Origin of the sequence: Thermomonas sp. (genome assembly GCF_046293095.1) — a bacterium.
Taxonomy (GTDB): Bacteria; Pseudomonadota; Gammaproteobacteria; order Xanthomonadales; family Xanthomonadaceae; genus Thermomonas.
On record NZ_JBKBPN010000004.1, the window covers coordinates 98,770 to 117,613 of the forward strand.

Annotated in this window: 17 protein-coding genes; 6 read left to right on the forward strand and 11 right to left on the reverse strand. The window is 69.1% G+C overall.

Annotation, left to right across the window (positions count from 1 at the left end):
* Position 1: 1 nt before the first annotated feature.
* From mreD to ACK4SG_RS09215, 3 genes are all read right to left on the reverse strand, one after another.
* Complete coding sequence (gene mreD, locus ACK4SG_RS09205; protein ID WP_409601441.1) at positions 2-481, reverse strand: rod shape-determining protein MreD; 480 nt, start codon at positions 479-481, stop codon at positions 2-4.
* Positions 478-1,389, reverse strand: a complete 912-nt coding sequence (mreC, locus tag ACK4SG_RS09210; RefSeq protein ID WP_409601442.1) for a rod shape-determining protein MreC — start codon at positions 1,387-1,389, stop codon at positions 478-480. Before mreC ends, mreD begins: the two co-directional genes overlap by 4 nt.
* A gap of 165 nt (positions 1,390-1,554) precedes the next feature.
* The gene (locus tag ACK4SG_RS09215) at positions 1,555-2,598 is read right to left on the reverse strand and encodes a rod shape-determining protein (protein WP_409601443.1); all 1,044 of its coding nucleotides are present in this window, start codon (positions 2,596-2,598) and stop codon (positions 1,555-1,557) included.
* A 213-nt stretch (positions 2,599-2,811) separates the two neighbouring features.
* Between ACK4SG_RS09215 and ACK4SG_RS09220 the strand changes: the two genes are divergently transcribed.
* A complete protein-coding gene (locus tag ACK4SG_RS09220; RefSeq protein WP_409601444.1) occupies positions 2,812-3,747 on the forward strand; it encodes a carbohydrate kinase family protein in 936 nt (311 codons plus the stop codon).
* 13 nt (positions 3,748-3,760) lie between these two features.
* Here the strand turns inward: ACK4SG_RS09220 and ACK4SG_RS09225 are convergent, their stop codons facing one another.
* The 3 genes from ACK4SG_RS09225 to ACK4SG_RS09235 are packed head-to-tail and all read right to left on the reverse strand — an operon-like array spanning position 3,761 to position 7,435.
* A complete protein-coding gene (locus ACK4SG_RS09225) occupies positions 3,761-4,480 on the reverse strand; it encodes a hypothetical protein (RefSeq protein ID WP_409601445.1) in 720 nt (239 codons plus the stop codon).
* 19 nt (positions 4,481-4,499) lie between these two features.
* Positions 4,500-5,447 (reverse strand): alpha/beta fold hydrolase, encoded by a 948-nt coding sequence (locus ACK4SG_RS09230; protein WP_409601446.1) that lies wholly within the window; start codon positions 5,445-5,447, stop codon positions 4,500-4,502.
* Positions 5,448-5,494: 47 nt separating this feature from the next.
* Entirely contained in the window at positions 5,495-7,435 is a 1,941-nt protein-coding gene (locus ACK4SG_RS09235; protein ID WP_409601447.1) for a M1 family metallopeptidase, read from the reverse strand.
* Positions 7,436-7,633: 198 nt separating this feature from the next.
* On the opposite strand from ACK4SG_RS09235, the gene ACK4SG_RS09240 reads away from it, so the two are divergent.
* Positions 7,634-9,883, forward strand: coding sequence for a DUF5916 domain-containing protein (locus ACK4SG_RS09240; RefSeq protein WP_409601448.1), 2,250 nt, complete (start codon positions 7,634-7,636; stop codon positions 9,881-9,883).
* A gap of 56 nt (positions 9,884-9,939) precedes the next feature.
* Here ACK4SG_RS09240 and ACK4SG_RS09245 read toward each other — a convergent pair whose 3' ends face one another.
* From ACK4SG_RS09245 to rhlB, 4 genes are all read right to left on the reverse strand, one after another.
* The gene (locus tag ACK4SG_RS09245) at positions 9,940-10,770 is read right to left on the reverse strand and encodes a response regulator (RefSeq protein WP_409601449.1); all 831 of its coding nucleotides are present in this window, start codon (positions 10,768-10,770) and stop codon (positions 9,940-9,942) included.
* A 1-nt stretch (position 10,771) separates the two neighbouring features.
* The gene (ftsX, locus tag ACK4SG_RS09250; RefSeq protein ID WP_409601450.1) at positions 10,772-11,737 is read right to left on the reverse strand and encodes a permease-like cell division protein FtsX; all 966 of its coding nucleotides are present in this window, start codon (positions 11,735-11,737) and stop codon (positions 10,772-10,774) included.
* On the reverse strand, positions 11,730-12,419 hold the full coding sequence (ftsE, locus tag ACK4SG_RS09255) for a cell division ATP-binding protein FtsE (RefSeq protein WP_409601451.1): 690 nt from the start codon (positions 12,417-12,419) through the stop codon (positions 11,730-11,732). Before ftsE ends, ftsX begins: the two co-directional genes overlap by 8 nt.
* Positions 12,420-12,651: 232 nt before the next feature.
* Complete coding sequence (rhlB, locus tag ACK4SG_RS09260) at positions 12,652-14,427, reverse strand: ATP-dependent RNA helicase RhlB (protein ID WP_409601452.1); 1,776 nt, start codon at positions 14,425-14,427, stop codon at positions 12,652-12,654.
* A 153-nt stretch (positions 14,428-14,580) separates the two neighbouring features.
* Between rhlB and trxA the strand changes: the two genes are divergently transcribed.
* Positions 14,581-14,907 carry a thioredoxin gene (gene trxA, locus ACK4SG_RS09265; RefSeq protein WP_409601453.1) on the forward strand — a complete coding sequence of 109 codons (327 nt, stop codon included), beginning with the start codon at positions 14,581-14,583 and terminating at the stop codon, positions 14,905-14,907.
* 238 nt (positions 14,908-15,145) lie between these two features.
* Positions 15,146-16,834 carry a transcription termination factor Rho gene (gene rho / locus ACK4SG_RS09270; protein WP_409601454.1) on the forward strand — a complete coding sequence of 563 codons (1,689 nt, stop codon included), beginning with the start codon at positions 15,146-15,148 and terminating at the stop codon, positions 16,832-16,834.
* A 56-nt stretch (positions 16,835-16,890) separates the two neighbouring features.
* On the opposite strand, the gene ACK4SG_RS09275 is transcribed toward rho, so the two are convergent.
* Positions 16,891-17,727 (reverse strand): D-hexose-6-phosphate mutarotase, encoded by an 837-nt coding sequence (locus tag ACK4SG_RS09275; protein ID WP_409601455.1) that lies wholly within the window; start codon positions 17,725-17,727, stop codon positions 16,891-16,893.
* A gap of 159 nt (positions 17,728-17,886) precedes the next feature.
* Between ACK4SG_RS09275 and ubiE the strand changes: the two genes are divergently transcribed.
* Positions 17,887-18,648, forward strand: a complete 762-nt coding sequence (ubiE, locus tag ACK4SG_RS09280) for a bifunctional demethylmenaquinone methyltransferase/2-methoxy-6-polyprenyl-1,4-benzoquinol methylase UbiE (RefSeq protein WP_409601456.1) — start codon at positions 17,887-17,889, stop codon at positions 18,646-18,648.
* A 3-nt stretch (positions 18,649-18,651) separates the two neighbouring features.
* The gene (locus ACK4SG_RS09285; RefSeq protein WP_409601457.1) at positions 18,652-18,843 is read left to right on the forward strand and encodes a hypothetical protein; all 192 of its coding nucleotides are present in this window, start codon (positions 18,652-18,654) and stop codon (positions 18,841-18,843) included.
* Position 18,844 lies beyond the last annotated feature (1 nt).

Genomic DNA, 18,844 nt, shown 5'->3' on the forward strand with positions numbered 1-18,844 from the left:
CTCAGGCCCGCCGGCGCAGGCGCAGCGCATCCAGCAGCAGATGCAGCGGCGGCCACAGCAGCATGCCCACCAGCGGCGCGAGCCAGTAGGCCCACGGCAGCGGTGGGGTGCCGGTCAGCAGATGCAGGATCGCCGTGATCACGCGATCGTTGACCAGCAGCACGCCGATGGTCAGCGCCTGCTGCGTCACCGGGAAGAACCGCAGGCGCGCGCGGAAGCGCTCTAGGATGAACGCCAGCACCACCAGCCGCAGCGCGTGTTCGCCAAGCAGGCTGCCGAACGCCAGGTCAGCCAGCAGGCCCAGTAGGAAGGCGCTGCCCAACCCGACGCGATCCGGCGCTTCCAGCAGCCAGTACGCCAGCACCAGCGCCAGCCAATAGGGCCGCAGCGCCTGCAGGATGCCGGGCAGTGGCAACACCCCCAGCAACAGCGCCAGCAGCAGGCTGGCCGGCAGCACCCAGCCGTTGCGTGGCCGGCTCATGGCGTGGCTCCCGGGCGCGGTGCGGCCCGGGGCCGTGCCACGGGCGAGATGGCCGGGGAGGCTGCTGGCGGCGGCACCGCGGTCACGGCCGCCCCGCCGGGAGCCTCTGCCGTGGCGGCTGGCGGGTCAGCGCGCAGCAGCAGCACGTCGCGGCCGCGGTCCAGCTGGGCGGCGGGCGTCACGTCCGCTTCCAGGAAAGCGCGTGTGTCGTCGGCGCGCAGGGCGCCGACGGTGCCGACCGCGAAGCCGGGCGGAAAGCGCTCGCCCAGCCCGGAGGTGAGCAGCAGATCCCCCGCGCGCACATCGGCCGAGAGCGGGACATCGGCCAGATGCAGGACATCGCTGCGGCCAGTACCGTAGACCACCAGGCGCACGCCGCTGCGCGCCACCATCACCGGCACCGCATGGTCGGGGTCGGTGACCAGCAAGACCGTGGCGGTGGTGGGCGTGGTGGCGATGACCTGCCCCATCAGGCCGCCCGCGTCGATCACCGGCTGCCCCACGTGCACGCCGCTGCCGCTGCCGGCATCCAGCAGCAGGCGCTGGCGGGTGGGGTCCAGATCCACGTCCAGGATGCCGGCCAGCTGCACGTTGAGGTGACTGCGCTCGGCGCTGTCCAGCAGGCCGCGCAGGCGGGCGTTCTCGGCGGCGGCAGTGCGCAGGCGCGCATTGCGGGCCTCCTCCAGCAGCAGCGCCCGGCGCAGGCGGGCGTTGTCATCGATCAGCCGGGCGCGGGTCACCGCGTTCTCGCGCAGGCTGGCGCCAACCCGCGCTGGCAGGCCGGCCGCCCACCAAAGCGGTTGCGCCGCCGCATCCGCGCGGACGCGCAGCGCATGCAGCCAGCCTCCACGGTAATCGAACACCATCAGGGTGCCGGCAAGCACCAGGTAGGCCAGCAGCCGCAACACGCCGGCAACGTCGCCTGGACGGGGTGCGGAAGAGCCGGCTGGGGAGGACACGTGGGGCGGTCTGCTGGCGTCGTTGGGAAGGCGGATCCGGAAATCTCGAGCCCGCGTGGGCGGGCGTCCAGCGCCCGGTGGCGGGCGGCCGGCGGGGCCGGCCCGGGAAGCGGATCAGTCCGGCGCGAAGAACTCGTTGCCGTGCATGTCCACCAGCTCCAGCGCGCGACCACCGCCGCGCGCCACGCAGGTCAGCGGGTCGTCCGCCACTTGCACGTGCAGGCCGGTTTCCTCCGAGATCAACTTGTCGAGGTCGCGCAGCAGCGCGCCGCCGCCGGTCAGGACGATGCCGCGCTCGGCCACGTCCGCGCAGAGTTCCGGCGGGGTCTGCTCCAGCGCCAGGCGGATGCCGGAGACGATGCCGGACAGCGGCTCGCGCAGGGCCTCCAGCACTTCGTTGGAGGAAATCGAGATGATCTTCGGCACGCCCTCGGCCAGATGCCGGCCGGAGATCTCCATCTCGCGGACGACCTGCTGCTGGTAGGCGTTGCCCAGCTCCATCTTGATCTTCTCGGCGGTGGTGTCGCCGATCAGCATGCCGTGGTGGCGGCGCACGTAGTTGATGATGGCCTCGTCGAAGCGGTCGCCGCCGATCCGCACCGACTGGGAATAGACGATGCCGTTCAGCGCGATCACTGCCACCTCGGTGGTGCCGCCGCCGATGTCCACCACCATCGAGCCACGCGCCTCGGTCACCGGCAGGCCGGCGCCGATCGCCGCGGCCATCGGCTCTTCGATCAGATACACCTCGCGGGCGCCGGCTTCTTCCGCCGATTCCTTGATCGCGCGACGCTCGACCTGGGTGCTGCCGGCCGGCACGCACACCAGGACGCGCGGGCTGGGACGCAGGAAACGGCTCTTGTGCACCTTGCGGATGAAGTGCTTGAGCATCTCCTCGGTGTAGGTGAAGTCGGCGATCACGCCGTCCTTCATCGGCCGCACCGTGGTCATGTGGCCCGGGGTGCGGCCCAGCATCTGCTTGGCCTCGCTGCCGACCGCCGCGACCGCCTTGGCGCCGCCGCCGCGATCCTGGCGCACCGCCACCACCGAGGGTTCGTTGAGGACGATGCCCTGGCCGCGCACGTAGATCAGCGTGTTGGCGGTGCCGAGGTCGATGGAAAGGTCGCTGGAGAAGTAGCGGCCGAGGAACTTGAACATGCGGAGGGCTGCCGGAAGGGGGAATCGCCGCGCGGGGGGACGCGGAAGGGGGCGGGCACCGCGAGCGGCCTAGACCGCCGGGGGCGGTTAGCCTAGCAACGCGCCCGGCTGCCGGCAAGGAACCTGCGCCGCAGGCCACGCCACCGCTGCCGTCGGCCGGGACGGCCGGGTATCATGGACGGCCTTGCGTCCGACCCTTGCCCGAGGCTTTCGATGGCTGCCCTGATCTGCGGTTCCCTGGCCTACGACACCATCATGGTGTTCCCCGACCAGTTCAAGAACCACATCCTGCCGGACAAGGTGCATATCCTGAACGTGTCGTTTCTGGTGCCGCGGATGCGCCGCGAGTTCGGCGGCTGCGCCGGCAACATCGCCTACAACCTCAAGCTGCTGGGCGGCGACCCGATCCCGATGGCCACCGTCGGCGCCGACTTTGGCCCCTACCGGGACTGGTTCCAGGAACATGGCATCACCCTCGACCATGTCCGTGTGATCGACGAACTGTTCACCCCGCAGGCGTTCATCACCACCGACCACGACAACAACCAGATCACCGCCTTCCACCCGGGCGCGATGATGCGCAGCTACGAGAACCATGTGAAGGACGTGCCGAACGTGACGATCGGCATCGTCAGCCCGGACGGCTATGAAGGCATGCTGCAGAACGCGCGTGAATTCGCCGAAGCCGGCATCCCGTTCATCTTCGACCCCGGCCAGGCCATGCCGCTGTTCAATGGCGAGGAGCTGCGCCACTTCATCGAGCAGGCCGATTACGTCTGCGTGAACGACTACGAATCGAACCTCCTGCAGGAACGCACCGGCTGGAGCGAGTCGCAGATCGCCAGCAAGGTGAAGGCCTACATCACCACCCGCGGCCCCAAAGGCGCGGAGATCCACGCCGACGGCACCACCCACCGCATCCCGCCGGCGCACGAGCGCCGGGTGACCGACCCGACCGGCTGCGGCGACGCCTTCCGCGCCGGCCTGATCTTCGGCATCGAGAAGGGCTACGACTGGATGACCATCGGCCGCATGGGGAATCTCATGGGCGCGCTCAAGGTCGAGCACCCCGGTACCCAGAACCAGCGCTTCGACTACGACGAGTTCGCCGAGCAGTTCCGCCAGCAGTTCGGCTACGCGCTGGGCTGAGCGCCCGCGCCGCTCAGTTCCAGCCCGGCAGCCGCGTCGGCACCAGCCCGCCCACCTCGAATTCGGCGGTCTTGCGGCCCACGGCCTTGGTGGGAAATTCGATGGACAGCCGTTGGCCGGACTTGGCCAGCGTCCAGAGCGCCTTGCGGTCGTCGATGAACATGGCGATGGCCTGGTCGGTCTTCGGCCGCGAACCCGGCAGGACGTGCGCCTTGCCGTCCAGCACCACCTTCAGCTTGCAGCCCGCGTAGCAGTCGAAGTCGCCGGCTTCCAGCACCAGGTAGGCGCTGCGGCCCCAGTCGGGATGGTCGCGGAAGATCAGCCGCACCGGATGCGCGCCACCGCCATCGGTGTCCACCGGTTCCTGCGAGTAGATCGAGGCCGACAGCTGGTGGCCGTTCTTGCCGACGGGCTCGTCGCCGTAGGTCCACAGCGCGGCCAGGCGCTGCTGCTGCACCTGCGCCTCGGCGTTGGCGCGCACCTCGTCCAGCCGCGGCTTGACCCGCGCGGCGGCGGCGCTGGTGGGGTGGTCCATTTGCAGGACCTCGCCGTAGCCTTTCGCCAGCCGCCAGTTCTGTGCCGCCACGGCGTCCTCGAACTGCCTCTCCATTGCCGCGGCCGCCTGCTCCTGCGCGGCGGCCTGCGCCGCAGCGGCACGCGCGGCAGCCTGGGGATCCTCGCGCCCGCAGGCGGGCAGCAGCAGACACAGGGCAAGCGCAAGCAGCAGTTTCATCGGGCAATCCTCGTTGCAGTCACGGGGCATCGATCCAGTCCAGCACGGCGGCGGCCACGTCGCGCGGACGCTCCATGATCGACATGTGGCCGCAGCCGTCCAGCAAGACCTGGCGCGCCTGCGGGATACGCGCCGCGTAGAGCGCCAGCGCGCTGGGGTCGATCACCGCGTCCTGCCTGCCCCACAGCAACAGCGCCGGCTGGCGGATGTTGGCGGCTTCCTCGCCGGGCAGCAGGCTCTCGTCGCCGCGGCCGATGCGGTCCAGCACCGCCTGCTCGAATGCCGCGTCGGCGCGCCGCCCGGCGATCAGCGCGGCGGAAAACGGCCAGGGAATCCACGGCTTGGCCGCATCATCGAAGAACACCGTGTCGATGTAATGCCGCAACGTGGCCCGATCCTTCACCGCGAACGGGTTCTTGCCGGCCAGCACGTCCAGACCGAAGCGGTTGTCGTCGAAGCGCACGCCGGCGGCATTGAACAATCCCACCTTGGCCACACGCTCCGGCCAGCGTGCCGCCACCAGCGCGGCGATGCCGCCGCCCATCGAATGCCCCAGCAGGATCACGGGCTGCTGCGGCGACAGCGCGGCGATGAAGGCCACCACGTTCTCCGCATGCTCGACGAATCCATAGGCCGCGCCGGGCTTGCGCTCGGATTCGCCCCAGCCGGGCAGGTCGGGAATCAGCAGGCGGTAGCGGCGCCCCAGCGCGCGCGCCAGTGGATACCAGTTCTCCTTGCTGCCGGTGAAACCGTGGACCATCACCACCACCGGCGCGGCCGGATCGGTGGCGGCGCGGTGCGCATACACCCACCGATGGCCTGCCGCCTCGACCGTTCCGCGTGCCAACCCGGCGGCAAGACGCTGGCGGGCAAACTCCAGGCGCACCAGCCGTAGGGGATCACGCCACAGGACGGCAATCACCGCCAGTAGCGCCGCGATCCCTGCCAATGCAAACAGCAGCAGCATCGATTGAGGCCCGCCCCGCGCCGGCGTGGGCCGGCACGGGCATGGGGTTATTGCGCCGCCGGCGCCTTGGCCTTGGCGCCGTCGAGGATCGCCTCGACCGAGCTGGCGGTGATCGGGTGCGTGCCCGGCTTGGCCTTGGCGAACACCTGCTCGGCAAAGGCCAGGCCGTCCGGTGTCGCCACCAGCGCCTTGTAGATCGGCAGGATCAGCTTGCGGCGGCCGACACGTTCAAGGAACTTGCCCATCTCCTCGCGCGCGGCGGTATAGCCGCTGCGCTCGGCCAGCGGATACCAGCGCATCGCGATCTCGCCGTTCGGCGTGCCGGTGAAGTGATAGGCCGCGTCCAGCTGGGCCAGCTGCTCGGGTTTGAGCGTCTCCGGCATGGTCTCCAGGAAATGCGCCCACTCCTGGGTGCTCCAGGCATCCGTGATGCTCTTGGCCGGCAGCTGGCCGCTGCCCAGCCACGCGATGCGCGCGGCATTGACGGTGGCAAACCGGCCCGACGCCACCTGCGGCGCATTACCGGGGATGCCGGGCTCGTACAGCCACTGATCGACCTCCTGCATGGTCACCACGTTCGGGTGCTTGTCGATCAGGGTGGCCTTGAGATAGTCGCGGAACTGCGCCGTGGTGATGCTCTGGAAGGCGAAGTGGTCGAAGTAGCCCTTCAGCCAGGGGTCGAACACTTCGCGGCCAAAACGCTTCTCCAGGAACTCGAGGAACCAGGCGCCCTTGGTATAGACGGTGGCGCTGGACTGGTCGTCCGGGTCGGCCAGGGTGCCGGGCTTGAGCGAGAGCCGCTGCAACTCGGGCGGCAGGGTCTTGTATTCCTGCTTGAGCTCGTCGCGATCGATCACTTCTTCCATGTCGGCCATGTCACGGCCGTACAGCGCCTCGGTGATGCGGCTCTGCACGTAGGTTGTGGTGCCTTCGTTGAGCCAGGCGTCCTTGTCGGTGGCGAAGGTGACCAGGTTGCCGGACCAGCTATGCGCCAACTCGTGCGCCACCAGCGACACCAGCGATTTGTCGCCGACGATCACGGTGGGCGTGGCAAAGGTCAGGCGCGGGTTTTCCATGCCGCCGTAGGGGAACGACGGCGGCAGCACCAGCAGGTCGTAGCGGCCCCAGCGATACGGGCCGTACAGGGACTCCGCGGTGTCGATCATCTTCTCGGTGTCTTCGAACTCGGCGGCGGCCTTGTCCACCATCGTCGGCTCCGCCCACACGCCGCTGCGCGCGGAAATCGGCTTGAACACCAGATCACCGGCAGCGATCGCCAGCAGGTAGGACGGAATCTTCTGCGGCATCCTGAAGCTGTAATCGCCGTCACGCGCCGCGTTGGGGTCGTTGTCGGCGCTCATCAGCACCATGGCATCCTTCGGCGCGGTGACATGCGCGGAATAGGTGAAGCGCACCTGCGGGGTGTCCTGCAGCGGCACCCACGAGCGCGCGTGGATCTGCTGCGACTGGCTGAACATGAAGGGTTGCTTGCCGCCCTCGGTCATCGACGGCGCCAGCCACTGCAGGCCGGAGGCCTCGGGCGAAGTCGAATAGGTCACGCGGATCTTGGCCGGGCGGGTCGGCGCCTGGATGGTCAGCGCGCTGCCCAGCACCTTGTCCTTGTCCGACAGCGCGAAGGTCAGCGGGCTCCACGTACCGTCGGCACCCAGACCCTCGGCCTTGGCGATGGTCAGGTCGCGGGTGTCCAGCACCAGCTGGGTCGCGGCCTTGTCCACCCAGTCGAGGGTGTAGGTCGCGGTGCCGCTGATCGTCTTCTTGTCGAAGTCGATGGCCAGATCCAGCGCCAGGTCGGTGGTGCGGACCTTGTCGGGCTGCGCGAAGGAATGTTCGTCCACGATCTTCTCGGCGGCCGCAGTGGTCGACGCGGCCGGCGCGGCGGCGGTCGTGGCGGCCTGGTTGCCCTGGCAACCGGTGACCGCAACGCCCAGTGCGGCGGCGATGGAGGCGGTAAGAAGCATGTGGCGCATGGACAGGATCCGGTGGCGGAAAACGCCGAGTTTATCGCCGCGGGCCGGCGTCCGTCGCATGCCCCCTGCCGCGCGCGCGGACGCGCATCGAGACTGGGCCGGCAATGCGCTGCCTGCGCCCCTGCCATCAGTCATGCCAACCCGACGGCCTGGCGGCGCATCCGAGCCCATGACGCACATCCTCCACGGAGCCACCGCTTGAAACCGCATGCCCTTGCCGCCGCCCTGCTGCTCTGCGCCCCGTTCGCCCACGCCCGTGACGACGCGCCAGCCCCACACGGCTCGACCTACGTTCCCGGTGGCCGCATCCCGCAGCTGCAGGGCGAGATCGCCATCGATGGCAAACTGGACGATGCCGCCTGGCAAGGTGCGCTGGTGCAGGAGATCGCCTACGACATCCAGCCCGGCGACAACACCCCGGCGCCTGTGAAGACCATCGTGCGCATCGGTTACACCGCCGACGCGCTGTACGTCAGCTTCCACGCCACCGACCCCGATCCGTCGCAAATCCGCGCCCACCTGCGCGACCGCGACGCGATGTTCAACGACGACTGGGTGGGCGTGTTCCTGGACACCTTCAACGACCATCGCCGCGGCTACGAGCTGGTGGTGAATCCACTGGGCGTGCAGGGCGACATCATCCGCGACGAGTCCAACACCAACAACCAGGAGGATTCGAGCTGGGACGGCCTGTGGCAAAGCGCCGGCCAGATCACCGCCGACGGTTACGACGTGGAGATCCGCATCCCGTTCTCCACCCTGCGCTTCCCCACCGGCGGCGGCGACCAGCGCTGGGGCATCTCGCTGTTCCGCAGCTGGCCGCGCGACAAGCGCCACCAGCTGACCAGCCACCGCGTGCCGCGTGAGTCCAACTGCTTCCAGTGCGAATGGGGCAAGTACGAGGGCCTGGCCGGTGCGCGCCAGGGCCGCAACCTGGAAGTGGTGCCCACGTTGACGGTGGGCCAGACTCAGACCCGCGACGCCGCGGGCGATCCATGGCGTAGCAACGACACCAGTATCGAACCGGGACTGGACGTGAGCTGGGCGCCATCGCCGGCGATGACCCTCAACGCGACGATCAACCCGGACTTCTCGCAGGTGGAAACCGACCAGCTGCAGCTGAACATCAACAACAGCTTCGCCCTGTTCTACCAGGAGAAGCGGCCGTTCTTCCTCGAAGGCGCGGACTACTTCACCAGCCAGTTCAACGTGCTCTACACCCGCCAGATCGCCGACCCCGACTACGGGCTGCGCGTCACCGGCCGCACCGGCAGCGGCGCCTACGGGGCGATCGTGGCGCGCGACGCCACCACCCTGCTGCTGGTGCCGGGCGTCCTGGGCTCGGGTTTCCGCCAGCTGGACCAGAAGGCGGACGTCGCGGTGGGGCGCTACCGCTACGACCTCAACACGCACTTCAGCGTCGGCGCAATCGGCACGTTCCGCCGCGGCGACGCCTATGCCAACAGCGTGGCGGGCGTGGACGCGCGCTGGCAGCAGGGCAGCCACACCGTCACCACGCAGGTATTGCGCAGCCAGTCCGAGTATCCGCAGGACATCGTCGGCCTGTACGGCGACGCGCTGGGCGCCGATGCCACCCCGTCGGGTACCGCTTGGCGCGCCGAATACGCCTTCGGCAACCGCAACTGGAACTTCAGCGCGTGGCACGAATCGATCGACCCCGGCTTCCGCGCCGACCTCGGCTTCATGGGCCAGGTGGGCTATGACAAATCGCTGCTCGGCGGCGGCCACAGCTGGTACCGCGACGACCAGGCGTTCAACCGCATCGACCTCTACGCCGACTTCGACATCACCCATCGCTACGACGGCCAGCTGCTGGAGCGCGAGCTTGAGGCGAGGCTCAGCGCTCAGGGCCCGAAGCAGAGCGGAATGGGCCTGCACGGCCTCACCCGCACGCGCTTCTGGCGGGGACGCCTGTACGACGAGCGCTACGCCGACGTGAACGGCAGCTTCCGTCCCACCGGCAACCTCCAGCTCGGCGCCTTCCTGCAGGTCGGCACGCTGCTGGATCTTGCCGCCGAACGCACCGGCCGCCGCACGATGCTGGACGTGTGGGGCAACGCCAACGTCGGCCGCGGCATCGCGCTGGACTGGGATCTGATGCGCCAGCGCATGCACCGCGACGGCGGCACCGCGTTCACCGCGACGGTGCTCAATGCCGGCGGCAGCTGGCAGTTCGACCCGCGCCAGCGCCTGCGTCTGACCCTGCAGGGCAGCGAGGTGACGCGCAACCAGGCGCTGTACGTCGATTCCGTCAATCAAACGGCGCGCGACTGGGCGGCGCAGATGGTCTATTCGTACAAGGTCAATCCGCGCACCGCGGTGTATGCCGGCGCGTCGTACGGCGCCTTCATGGACGACGACCATCCCGACCTGTTCGGCAACACCCGCAGCGTGTTCGTGAAGCTGAGCTACGGCTGGCAGCCGTAACCCATCGGTTCACACGCAAGAACAACCGCCGGGGCTGAAACGCCCCCGGCGTGGTTTCAGCCCAGCTTCGACAGGCGCAGCTGGAACAGCACCTTGGTCACCAGCAGGCGCTCTTCGATCGGCTTGAGCACCAGGTCGTTGGCGCCATCGCGGAGCAGCGCGGCCTGGTTATCACGGTTGTCGTCACCGGTCATCATCACCATCGGCAGGCGCCGCTTGCCGTAACGGAACACCCCGCGGATCTGGTTGAGCAGTTCGCGCCCGCTGAGCGTACCCTTCAGGTACACGTCGCTCAGCACCAGGTCGGCACCGACGTCGCCGTCCTTGCGACCGAAGAACTTGTGCAGGTGCTCCAGCGCCTCCTCGGCGCTGATGACGTGCAGCACCTGCAGGCCGTGACGCTCCAGCATGCGCTTGGTTGCCACCGCCACCACCCGGCTGTCCTCCACATACAGCACGCGCGCGCCTTCGATCGGCGCCGGATGCACGTAGCCACGGATGAACGCGGCCAGCGCGGTCTGGCCCAGCGACTTGTCGAAGTAGTCGGTGATGTCCTCGGTGAAGGCGCGTGTCTCCAGCGCCTCCTGGGCGTTGCCCGAGATCACGATGACCGGCACGTAGGCCTGCCCCGACGCCTCGCGCACGCTGCGCGCCAGCGCCAGGCCATCACCGTCGGGCAGCACCAGCGCGGTGGTGACCAGGTCGACCGCGCCGTCCTCCAGCGCCTTGCGGGCCTCGGCGATGCTGGCGCAGCCGATCACCTGCGCATTCGGCAGCTCCTTGACCAGGGTGTCGCCTATCAGCTTGCGCACCAGCTTGCTGCCATCGACCACCATCACCCGCGGCGCGTCGCTGACCACATGGCGCAGATCCTGCTTGCCTGCCATCTCAATACTCCCGCGGGCGGGTCTGCCGCAGATAGTGTCCAGTCACCAGGCCGGCCCCGAGCCAGCCCAGCAGGCCGGCACCGGCCAGCACGGCCGCCGCAGCCAGCGGATCGAGTCCGCGCAGGGTGAAGGAGCTTCCGTAGCGGGCGGCCAGGGTCGCCAGAGGCGCCTGCAGGGCCAACCACGCCACGGTGAGGATGCCCAGCGCCAGCGCACCGGCCGCCAGCCCGTACCACGCACCAAGATAGAGGAAGGGCCGGCGCACGAAGCCGTCGCTGGCGCCCAGCAACTGCAGCACGCCGATCTCCTCGCGCCGCGCCTGGATGTCGAGCCGCACGGTGTTGCCCACCACCAGCAGCGCGCCCAGGCCCAGCAGCACCGCCAGCACCTGCACGGCGCGAACACCGAAGCCCAGCCACGCCTGCAAGCGCTCGCGCCAACGCGCGTCGTACTGCACGCGGTCGGTTTCCGGCAGCGCCCCTATCGCCCGCACCAGCGCGACTTCGTCATCGCGCGGCACCACGCGCAGCGCCTCCGGCAACGCTGCACGGGCGGCATCGGCGCCCAACGCGTCGATTGCAGCGGCCAGGTCATCGCGCTGGCGCAGCTGCGCCAGCGCCTGATCCGGCGACACGCGATCCACCGCCGCGACATCGGCCCGGGTGCGCAGCATGTCCGCCAGGGCCGAAGCGCGCGCCGCATCGATGCCGGGCCTGAGGAACACCGTGATCTCGCGCGCGGCCTGCACCTGGCCACCCAGGCGCTGCACGTTCATCAGTACCACCCAGAGCCCCACCGGCAAGGCCAGCGCCAGCGCCATCACCCCGATCGTGAGCAGGCTGGCCCAGGGCTTGCGCAGCAGCCGGCCCAGGCTGGTGACCAGGCTGTGGGCGTGGTGCTCCAACCAGGCGCCGATGCGGCTGGCATGCACACCCTGCATCTGCTGGCTGCCGCCCGGCTCACGCATCGGCCAGGTCCTCCGGGGCGATGTCATCAACCAGACGCCCGCGCTCCAGCACCAGCACCCGCTTGCGCATGCGCTTGACCAGGGCCAGGTCGTGGCTGGCCACCAGCACGCTGGTGCCGCGCTCGGGCAGGGCCGCGAACAGCGCCATGATCTCCGCCGACAAGGTCGGGTCGAGATTGCCGGTGGGCTCGTCGGCAATCAGCAGCGGCGGCTCGGCCACCACCGCACGGGCGATGCCGACGCGCTGCTGCTCGCCGGCCGACAGCTGGGTGGGCAATGCGTTGGCGCGCGGCTCCAGCCCGAGCCTGCCAAGGATCGCCCGCACCCGCTTGCCGATCTCGGCGCGCTTGATCCCGCGCAGCACCAGCGGCAGCGCCACGTTGTCGGCCACGCTGCGGTCCATCAGCAGCTGGTGGTTCTGGTAGACCACGCCGACACTGCGCCGATGGGCGGCGATGCGTCCACCCCGCACCCGGGCCAGGTTGCGCTCCTGGAACAGCACCGCGCCACGGCTGGGCCGCTCGGCAAGCTGGATCAGCTTCAGCAGGGTGCTCTTGCCGGCGCCGGAATGCCCGGTCACGAACAGCATCTCGCCCGCGTCCACGGCGAAGCTCACCTCGGACAGCGCGGCATGGCCGCCCGGGTAGAGCTTGCTGACGTTGTCGAAACGCAGAACCGGCATGCGGAGGACTGGGGAACGAACAGGGACGCAGTATCGCCCGAGCCGCGGCCTGCGGCTAGCGCGACCGCCACCGCACCTGAGGAATCTCCGAGCACCCCGGCAATCCACGTCGGCCGTGGATTGCCGACCACGCATCAATCGCACAGGCGATGGATGCGTGTGCGCCGAGCCCGGACATGTGCCGGATTCGACGTGCGTTGACAGCGCCGGGATGGCGCTGTTCGGAGCGCCCTTAATGCTGCTTGCTGGGCGAGCGCGTCACCAGCGACTTCAACCCACGCCCGATGCGGCTGAGCAGCGACGGTTTACCGGCCGTCGGCGCGGCGGTCCTGCTGGCCGGCACATACTTCGTCCCGGCGGGTTGACCGGGTTGACCGGGCTGCCCTGCTTGCGCATCCCGCTGCGCGACGCCCTGGGCGCCCTCCACCGGACGCCCGCCACGGCGGCGGCGGCGCTTGCGTGCCGGCGCCCCGCCCTCGGTGGCCGCCGGCTGCGCCGGGGTCGCTGCCGGCTGCGGCGACCCGACAGCGGCATCACCTTCCACGCGCCCGCTCCTGGCGGACTTGTCGCGCGGCGGACGCGGGCCGCGGCTTTCGCCGCCGTGGCGCTCACCGGCACCACTGCGACCGCCGGAGCGCCCAGCGCCGCCGCGACCACTGCGACCGCCGCCGCGCTTGGCCTCCTCGGCGGCACGCGCTTCGCGCACTTCCTTGAAAATTTCCCCGATGCTGTCGCCGTCGGCGTCGGCCGTCGGACGCGCGCGCTCCGGACGCGGCAGCGGGGTCATCAGCTCCGCAGTGACCGGCTCGGAGGGAATCTTCTGCTCGATGTAGGCCTCGATGTCGGGCAGGCTCATCGCATAGCGCTCGCAGGCGAAGCTGATCGCGTCGCCTTCCTCGCCCAGCCGCGCGGTACGGCCGATGCGGTGGACATAGTCCTCGGCATCGAACGGCAGATCGTAGTTGTAGACGTACTTGATGCCGTCGATGTGCAAGCCGCGCGCGGCCACGTCGGTGGCCACCAGGATCTCCAGCTGACCGGCCTGGAACTTCTTCAGCAGCGACTCGCGCTTTTTCTGCGGCACGTCGCCGGACAGCACGCCAACCCGGTAACCGGCCTTCTCCAGCGCCCGCGCGACCCGCTCGACGAACGCCTTGGTGTTGACGAACACCATGGTGCGCGCGCCCTCGCTGCGCGACAACAGCCCCAACAGCAACGGCAGCTTTTCTTCGTCGGCCGGGTAATAGAGCTTCTGACGGACGCGCGCAGCGGTGATGTGCTCGGTTTCCACCACCAGCTTCTGCGGCTCGTTCATGTGCTCGTAGGCCAGCTCCAGCACGCGATGGCTCAAGGTGGCCGAGAACAGCAGGGTCTGGCGGGTGGTGCGCTCGGGCATGCGCCGCAGCAAGAAGCGGATGTCCTTGATGAAGCCGAGGTCGAACATGCGGTCGGCTTCGTCCAGCACGCAGATCTCGCAGGCATGCAGGCTGACCACCTTGTGCTGCTTGACGTAGTCGATCAGCCGGCCCGGGGTGGCGATGATCACGTCGGCACCGGCCTGCAGCTGTTCCCGCTGCTTGTCGTAATCCACGCCGCCATAGACCAGGGCGAACTTCAGGCCGAGATCGGAGGCGAACTTCATCGCATCCTTGTGGATCTGGATGGCCAGCTCGCGGGTTGGCGCCAGGATCAGCGCGCGCGGATCCTCCGGCTTGCGCTCGGCCAGCGCCGGGCGGGTCAGCAGGCGGTTGATCACCGCCACCAGAAACGCCAGCGTCTTGCCGGTACCGGTCTGGGCCTGGCCGGCGACATCGCCACCGGCCAGCGCCACCGGCAGGGTCATGGCCTGGATCGGGGTGCAGCGGGTGAAGCCGGCGCCCTCCAGCCCGGCCAGCAGGTCCGGGTGCAGGTCGAACGTGGAAAAAGTGATGTCGGTCAGGGGTTTGTCGGACACGGATGCAGCCTCGATCGGTGGCCGGCCCGCGCGCCCAGTAACGCCGCGTTGCACATCGCCACTTGCATGAATGGAGGGCAGCCACGCAGACTGCCGGGACAATTCCGGGGCTGGTCATTCCCGGCACGGCGCCGCCGAACCGCGGCGCAACCCCCCAAGTCTACCACCGGCGCGGCCTGCCGCGCCCCGCACCCAACTGGAGCCACCATGAGCGAGACCGTCCTGCACGCCACCGATGCCGATTTCGACAGCCAGGTCCTGGCCTCTGACCTGCCGGTGCTGGTGGATTTCTGGGCGCCCTGGTGCGGCCCGTGCAAGATGATCGCCCCGGCGCTGGACCAGCTGGCGGCCGAGTACGCCGGCAAGGCCAAGATCGTCAAGGTCGATGTCGACCAGAACCAGCAGACCGCGATGAGGTTCCATGTGCGCAGCATCCCGATGCTGCTGCTGTTCAAGGGCGGCCAGGTGCAGGCCACCCAGATCGGCGCCGTAGGCAAGGCCCAGCTTGCGCAGATGATCGACAAGGCGCTCTGATCCCGCCCGACGGGTGTCCCGGCACGGCCGGGACCCGTCCCGTCGCGGAGCGCCGGCCGACGCTCCGCTGAACGGCCCGCTTGCGCGCCATGCCGCGTCAGTGCTAGCGTTAACTGCATCCGGCACCGTCCTGCACCATCGACGACGCGCCGCACCTTTCTGATCCGCCCCTCCGGCCCGATCCTTTCCCGACGACCCGCGCTCTGCGGGCGCTCGCAACGCAAGCGAGGTTTTTCCCTTGTCCGACCCCACCAACGACGCCGGCGAAGTCGCCGAGAAGCGCGTGCGCAAGACCCGCGTGGCCAAGCCGCGCAGCCCCGAACAGTCCGAGATGCCGCTGGCCGACGCGCCGGTCGCACCCACCCCGGCGGTGCCCCCCCCGGCCGCTGCCACACCGGCACCCGCTCCAGCGGCACCCGCCGTCCATGCCGAACAGGGCGATGCCCCGCAGGCCCGCAGCCACGGGGGCGAAGGCGGTCCGCAGGACGGGCACGAGGGTGGCCAGCAGCGTGACGGCGGCCACCGCAACAGCCGCCGCGAACGCTTCAAGAACCGCCGCGAGCGCCAGCGCGACCGCCAGCGCGACGGCGGCATGCCCGACGAAGGCGGCAACGGCGAGCACTTCGTGCCGCGCCCGCACCCGCAGGTGCCGGAAGGCTTCCCCACCTATTCGCTGGGCGACCTCAAGCGCATGCCGGCGCACAAGCTGCTGGAGATCGCCGACCAGCTCTCGATCAGCGAAGGCGTGGCGCGCGCGCGCAAGCAGGACATCATCTTCGCGATCCTGAAGGTGCTGACCCGCCACGGCGAGGGCGTGCAGGCCGACGGCGTGCTGGAGATCCTGCCCGACGGCTTCGGCTTCCTGCGCGCGGCCGAGGCCAGCTACCTGGCCGGCCCAGACGACACCTACATCAGCCCGTCGCAGATCCGCCGCTTCAACCTGCGCACCGGCGACCACGTGTCCGGCCGCATCCGCTGGCCGAAGGACGGCGAACGCTACTTCGCGCTGAACATCGTCGACACCATCAACGGCGAACCGCTGGAAGCGTCGAAGAACAAGACCCTGTTCGAGAACCTCACCCCGCTGTTCCCGCGCAAGCGCTTCAAGCTGGAGCGCGGCGACGGCTCCAGCGAAGACATCACCGGCCGCATCCTGGATCTCATGGCCCCGCAGGGCAAAGGCCAGCGCGCCCTGATCGTCAGTCCGCCCAAGGCCGGCAAGACGATGATGATGCAGCAGATCGCCAGCGCCATCACGTACAACCACCCCGACGTGCATCTGATCGTGCTGCTGATCGATGAGCGCCCGGAGGAAGTGACCGAGATGCAGCGCACGGTGCGCGGCGAAGTCATCAGCTCCACCTTCGACGAGCCGGCCGCGCGCCACGTGCAGGTGGCGGAAATGGTGATCGAGCGCGCCAAGCGCCTGGTCGAGCACAAGAAGGACGTGGTGATCCTGCTCGACTCCATCACCCGCCTGGCCCGCGCCTACAACAACGTGCTGCCCAGCAGCGGCAAGGTGCTGACCGGCGGCGTCGATGCCAACGCCCTGCACCGGCCCAAGCGCTTCTTCGGCGCGGCCCGCAACGTCGAGGAAGGCGGCAGCCTGACCATCATCGCCACCGCGCTGGTCGATACCGGCAGCGCGATGGACAAGGTGATCTACGAGGAGTTCAAGGGCACCGGCAACAGCGAAATCCACCTCGACCGCCGCATCACCGAAAAGCGCGTGTATCCGGCCATTGCCGTCAACCTGTCCGGCACCCGTCGCGAGGACCTGCTGATCGAACCGGACCTGCTGCAGAAGATCTGGATCCTGCGCAAGCTGCTGCACCCGATGGACGAGATCGCGGCGATGGAGTTCCTGCTCGACAAGATGAAGAACACCAAGTCCAACGACGAGTTCTTCAGCTCGATGCGCAAGTAAGCCACCGCGCGATCGATGCAACCGGAACGCCCCGCAGTGATGCTGGGCGTTTTGCATCAGGGGCCCAACACCTGGCTGCCGCGCCACGCCCCTCCAGGTGTCAACACCACCGGCTGCAGCACCTGCGCCGCTTCGACGCAGACAAAACGCCGCCAGTCATCCGGCGCAAGGTCACGAATCTGGGCACCCAGGTGTGCGCCGGGATTCCACACGACGACATCGCCAAAGCCGTCCTGCTCCAACGCGAGGCGGCGCTCGCCCTCGACCAGCACCAGCGGCGCGACCACATCGCCATAAATGCGGTCGATGCCGGCGTCGAGCGCGTCATCCGCGAACGCCACGTCGTAGTCGTGCTGCCGGTGCAGGGTGCCGCCGGCCGCGCTGTCCTCGAAATCGCAGCCCTGCAGGCCCTCGATGGCGACACGGGCGATGTCCTCAACGCGCAGGTAGGTGTGCAGCGCGGCGGCGAATGCAAGCGGCATCGCGCCGGTGTTCTCTGCTTCCAGCCCCAGCACAAGCCGATCGGCAGACAGGCCCACGTGCAGATGCAGCCGGAACGGGTATGGCCAATCGGCATCCGTTCCGTGACCAACCAGCGAAAACACAGCGGCCTCTGCGCTCTGGCCATCGAACGTCCACACGCGATCCCGGGCGAAGCCATGCTTGCGCAACGCACCACGCTCGCCGAACTGGGGAAACACCACCGGGATGCCGCCGCGGATCGGCGCGCTGCCGTCGAACACGGCCCGCTCCGAGAGGAACAGGCGCTCGCGCCCATCCGCCGGGACCCAGGACAGCAGCTGGCCGCCGCGCAGGGCGACGAGGGCGGTGGCGCCTTGACTGTTGATGCGGATGCATGGCGTGCCGCGGAATGAAACGGATTCGATCTGCATGGATGGAGTGTCGCACGCGATGTGCGCAGGCCGCTGGCGGGGATCCCGCAGCGAAATCAAGGAGGAGACAGCGGCAACGCCTCTGTTGGGGGCGTCGCGGAGGGATTCCCCCGCCAGCGGCCTGCGCGACGTTTCCGCCACCGGTGCGATAATCCCGCCATGAACGAATCGACAGGCAAGGCCGGCACCACCCACTTCGGTTTCCGCGACGTGCCGGTGACCGAGAAGCAGAAGCTGGTGGGCGAGGTGTTTTCCTCAGTGGCCGCCAAGTACGACCTGATGAACGACGCCATGAGCCTGGGCATCCACCGGCTCTGGAAGCGCTTCTTCGTTGCCACCTCGCAGGTGCGCAAGGGCGACCGCGTCCTGGACTTGGCCGGCGGCACCGGCGACATCGCCGCGCTGCTGAAGGACCGCGTGGGCGAAACCGGGGACCTGGTGCTGGGCGACATCAACGGTGACATGCTGCGGGTCGGCCGCGACCGCATGACCGACCGCGGGCTTGTCCGCGGCTTCGAGTACGTGCAGTGCAACGCCGAGTGCCTGCCCTTCCCCGACGCCAGCTTCGACCTGGTGACGATGGCGTTCGGCCTGCGCAACGTGACCGACAAGGACGCCGCGCTGCGGGAGATCGCGCGGGTGCTGAAGCCGGGCGGGCAGGCGCGGGTGCTGGAGTTCTCGGAAGTGCAGGCCGAGTGGTTCCGGCCGATCTACGATTTCCACTCGTTCAAGGTGCTGCCCAAGCTGGGCAGCCTGTTCGCCGGCGATGCCGACAGCTACCAGTACCTGGCCGAGTCGATCCGCAAGCACCCGCCGCAGCGCGAGCTGCAGGCGATGATGGAAGCGGCCGGCCTGGCGCGCTGCAGCTACCGCAACCTCAGCGCCGGCATCGTGGCCATCCACACCGGCTACAAGGCCTGACCCATGCACGGACAGCCACCGCTGAAGAATTTCCGCGACAGCCCTTGGCGCTATTCGCAATTCGTCATCCTCGGGCTGATCGCGGCCGGGCTGGCGAAATGGCTGAGCCCGCTGGGCTGGCCGGCGGCGCTGGGTATCGGCGCCGCGGTCGGTGTGGGCTACCTGCTGCTGGAAAAGAAGCGCGGCGTGATCTGAC

What these genes read in the sequence shown, in the direction of transcription:
- ACK4SG_RS09285 (WP_409601457.1), top strand. Translation starts at nt 18,652, where the DNA reads ATGCACGGACAGCCACCGCTGAAGAATTTCCGCGACAGCCCTTGGCGC.
- mreD (WP_409601441.1), bottom strand. Translation starts at nt 481, where the DNA reads ATGAGCCGGCCACGCAACGGCTGGGTGCTGCCGGCCAGCCTGCTGCTG.
- ACK4SG_RS09245 (WP_409601449.1), bottom strand. Translation starts at nt 10,770, where the DNA reads ATGGCAGGCAAGCAGGATCTGCGCCATGTGGTCAGCGACGCGCCGCGG.
- ACK4SG_RS09215 (WP_409601443.1), bottom strand. Translation starts at nt 2,598, where the DNA reads ATGTTCAAGTTCCTCGGCCGCTACTTCTCCAGCGACCTTTCCATCGAC.
- ACK4SG_RS09225 (WP_409601445.1), bottom strand. Translation starts at nt 4,480, where the DNA reads ATGAAACTGCTGCTTGCGCTTGCCCTGTGTCTGCTGCTGCCCGCCTGC.
- ACK4SG_RS09220 (WP_409601444.1), top strand. Translation starts at nt 2,812, where the DNA reads ATGGCTGCCCTGATCTGCGGTTCCCTGGCCTACGACACCATCATGGTG.
- trxA (WP_409601453.1), top strand. Translation starts at nt 14,581, where the DNA reads ATGAGCGAGACCGTCCTGCACGCCACCGATGCCGATTTCGACAGCCAG.
- ACK4SG_RS09275 (WP_409601455.1), bottom strand. Translation starts at nt 17,727, where the DNA reads ATGCAGATCGAATCCGTTTCATTCCGCGGCACGCCATGCATCCGCATC.
- ftsE (WP_409601451.1), bottom strand. Translation starts at nt 12,419, where the DNA reads ATGCCGGTTCTGCGTTTCGACAACGTCAGCAAGCTCTACCCGGGCGGC.
- ftsX (WP_409601450.1), bottom strand. Translation starts at nt 11,737, where the DNA reads ATGCGTGAGCCGGGCGGCAGCCAGCAGATGCAGGGTGTGCATGCCAGC.
- ubiE (WP_409601456.1), top strand. Translation starts at nt 17,887, where the DNA reads ATGAACGAATCGACAGGCAAGGCCGGCACCACCCACTTCGGTTTCCGC.
- ACK4SG_RS09235 (WP_409601447.1), bottom strand. Translation starts at nt 7,435, where the DNA reads ATGCGCCACATGCTTCTTACCGCCTCCATCGCCGCCGCACTGGGCGTT.
- ACK4SG_RS09230 (WP_409601446.1), bottom strand. Translation starts at nt 5,447, where the DNA reads ATGCTGCTGCTGTTTGCATTGGCAGGGATCGCGGCGCTACTGGCGGTG.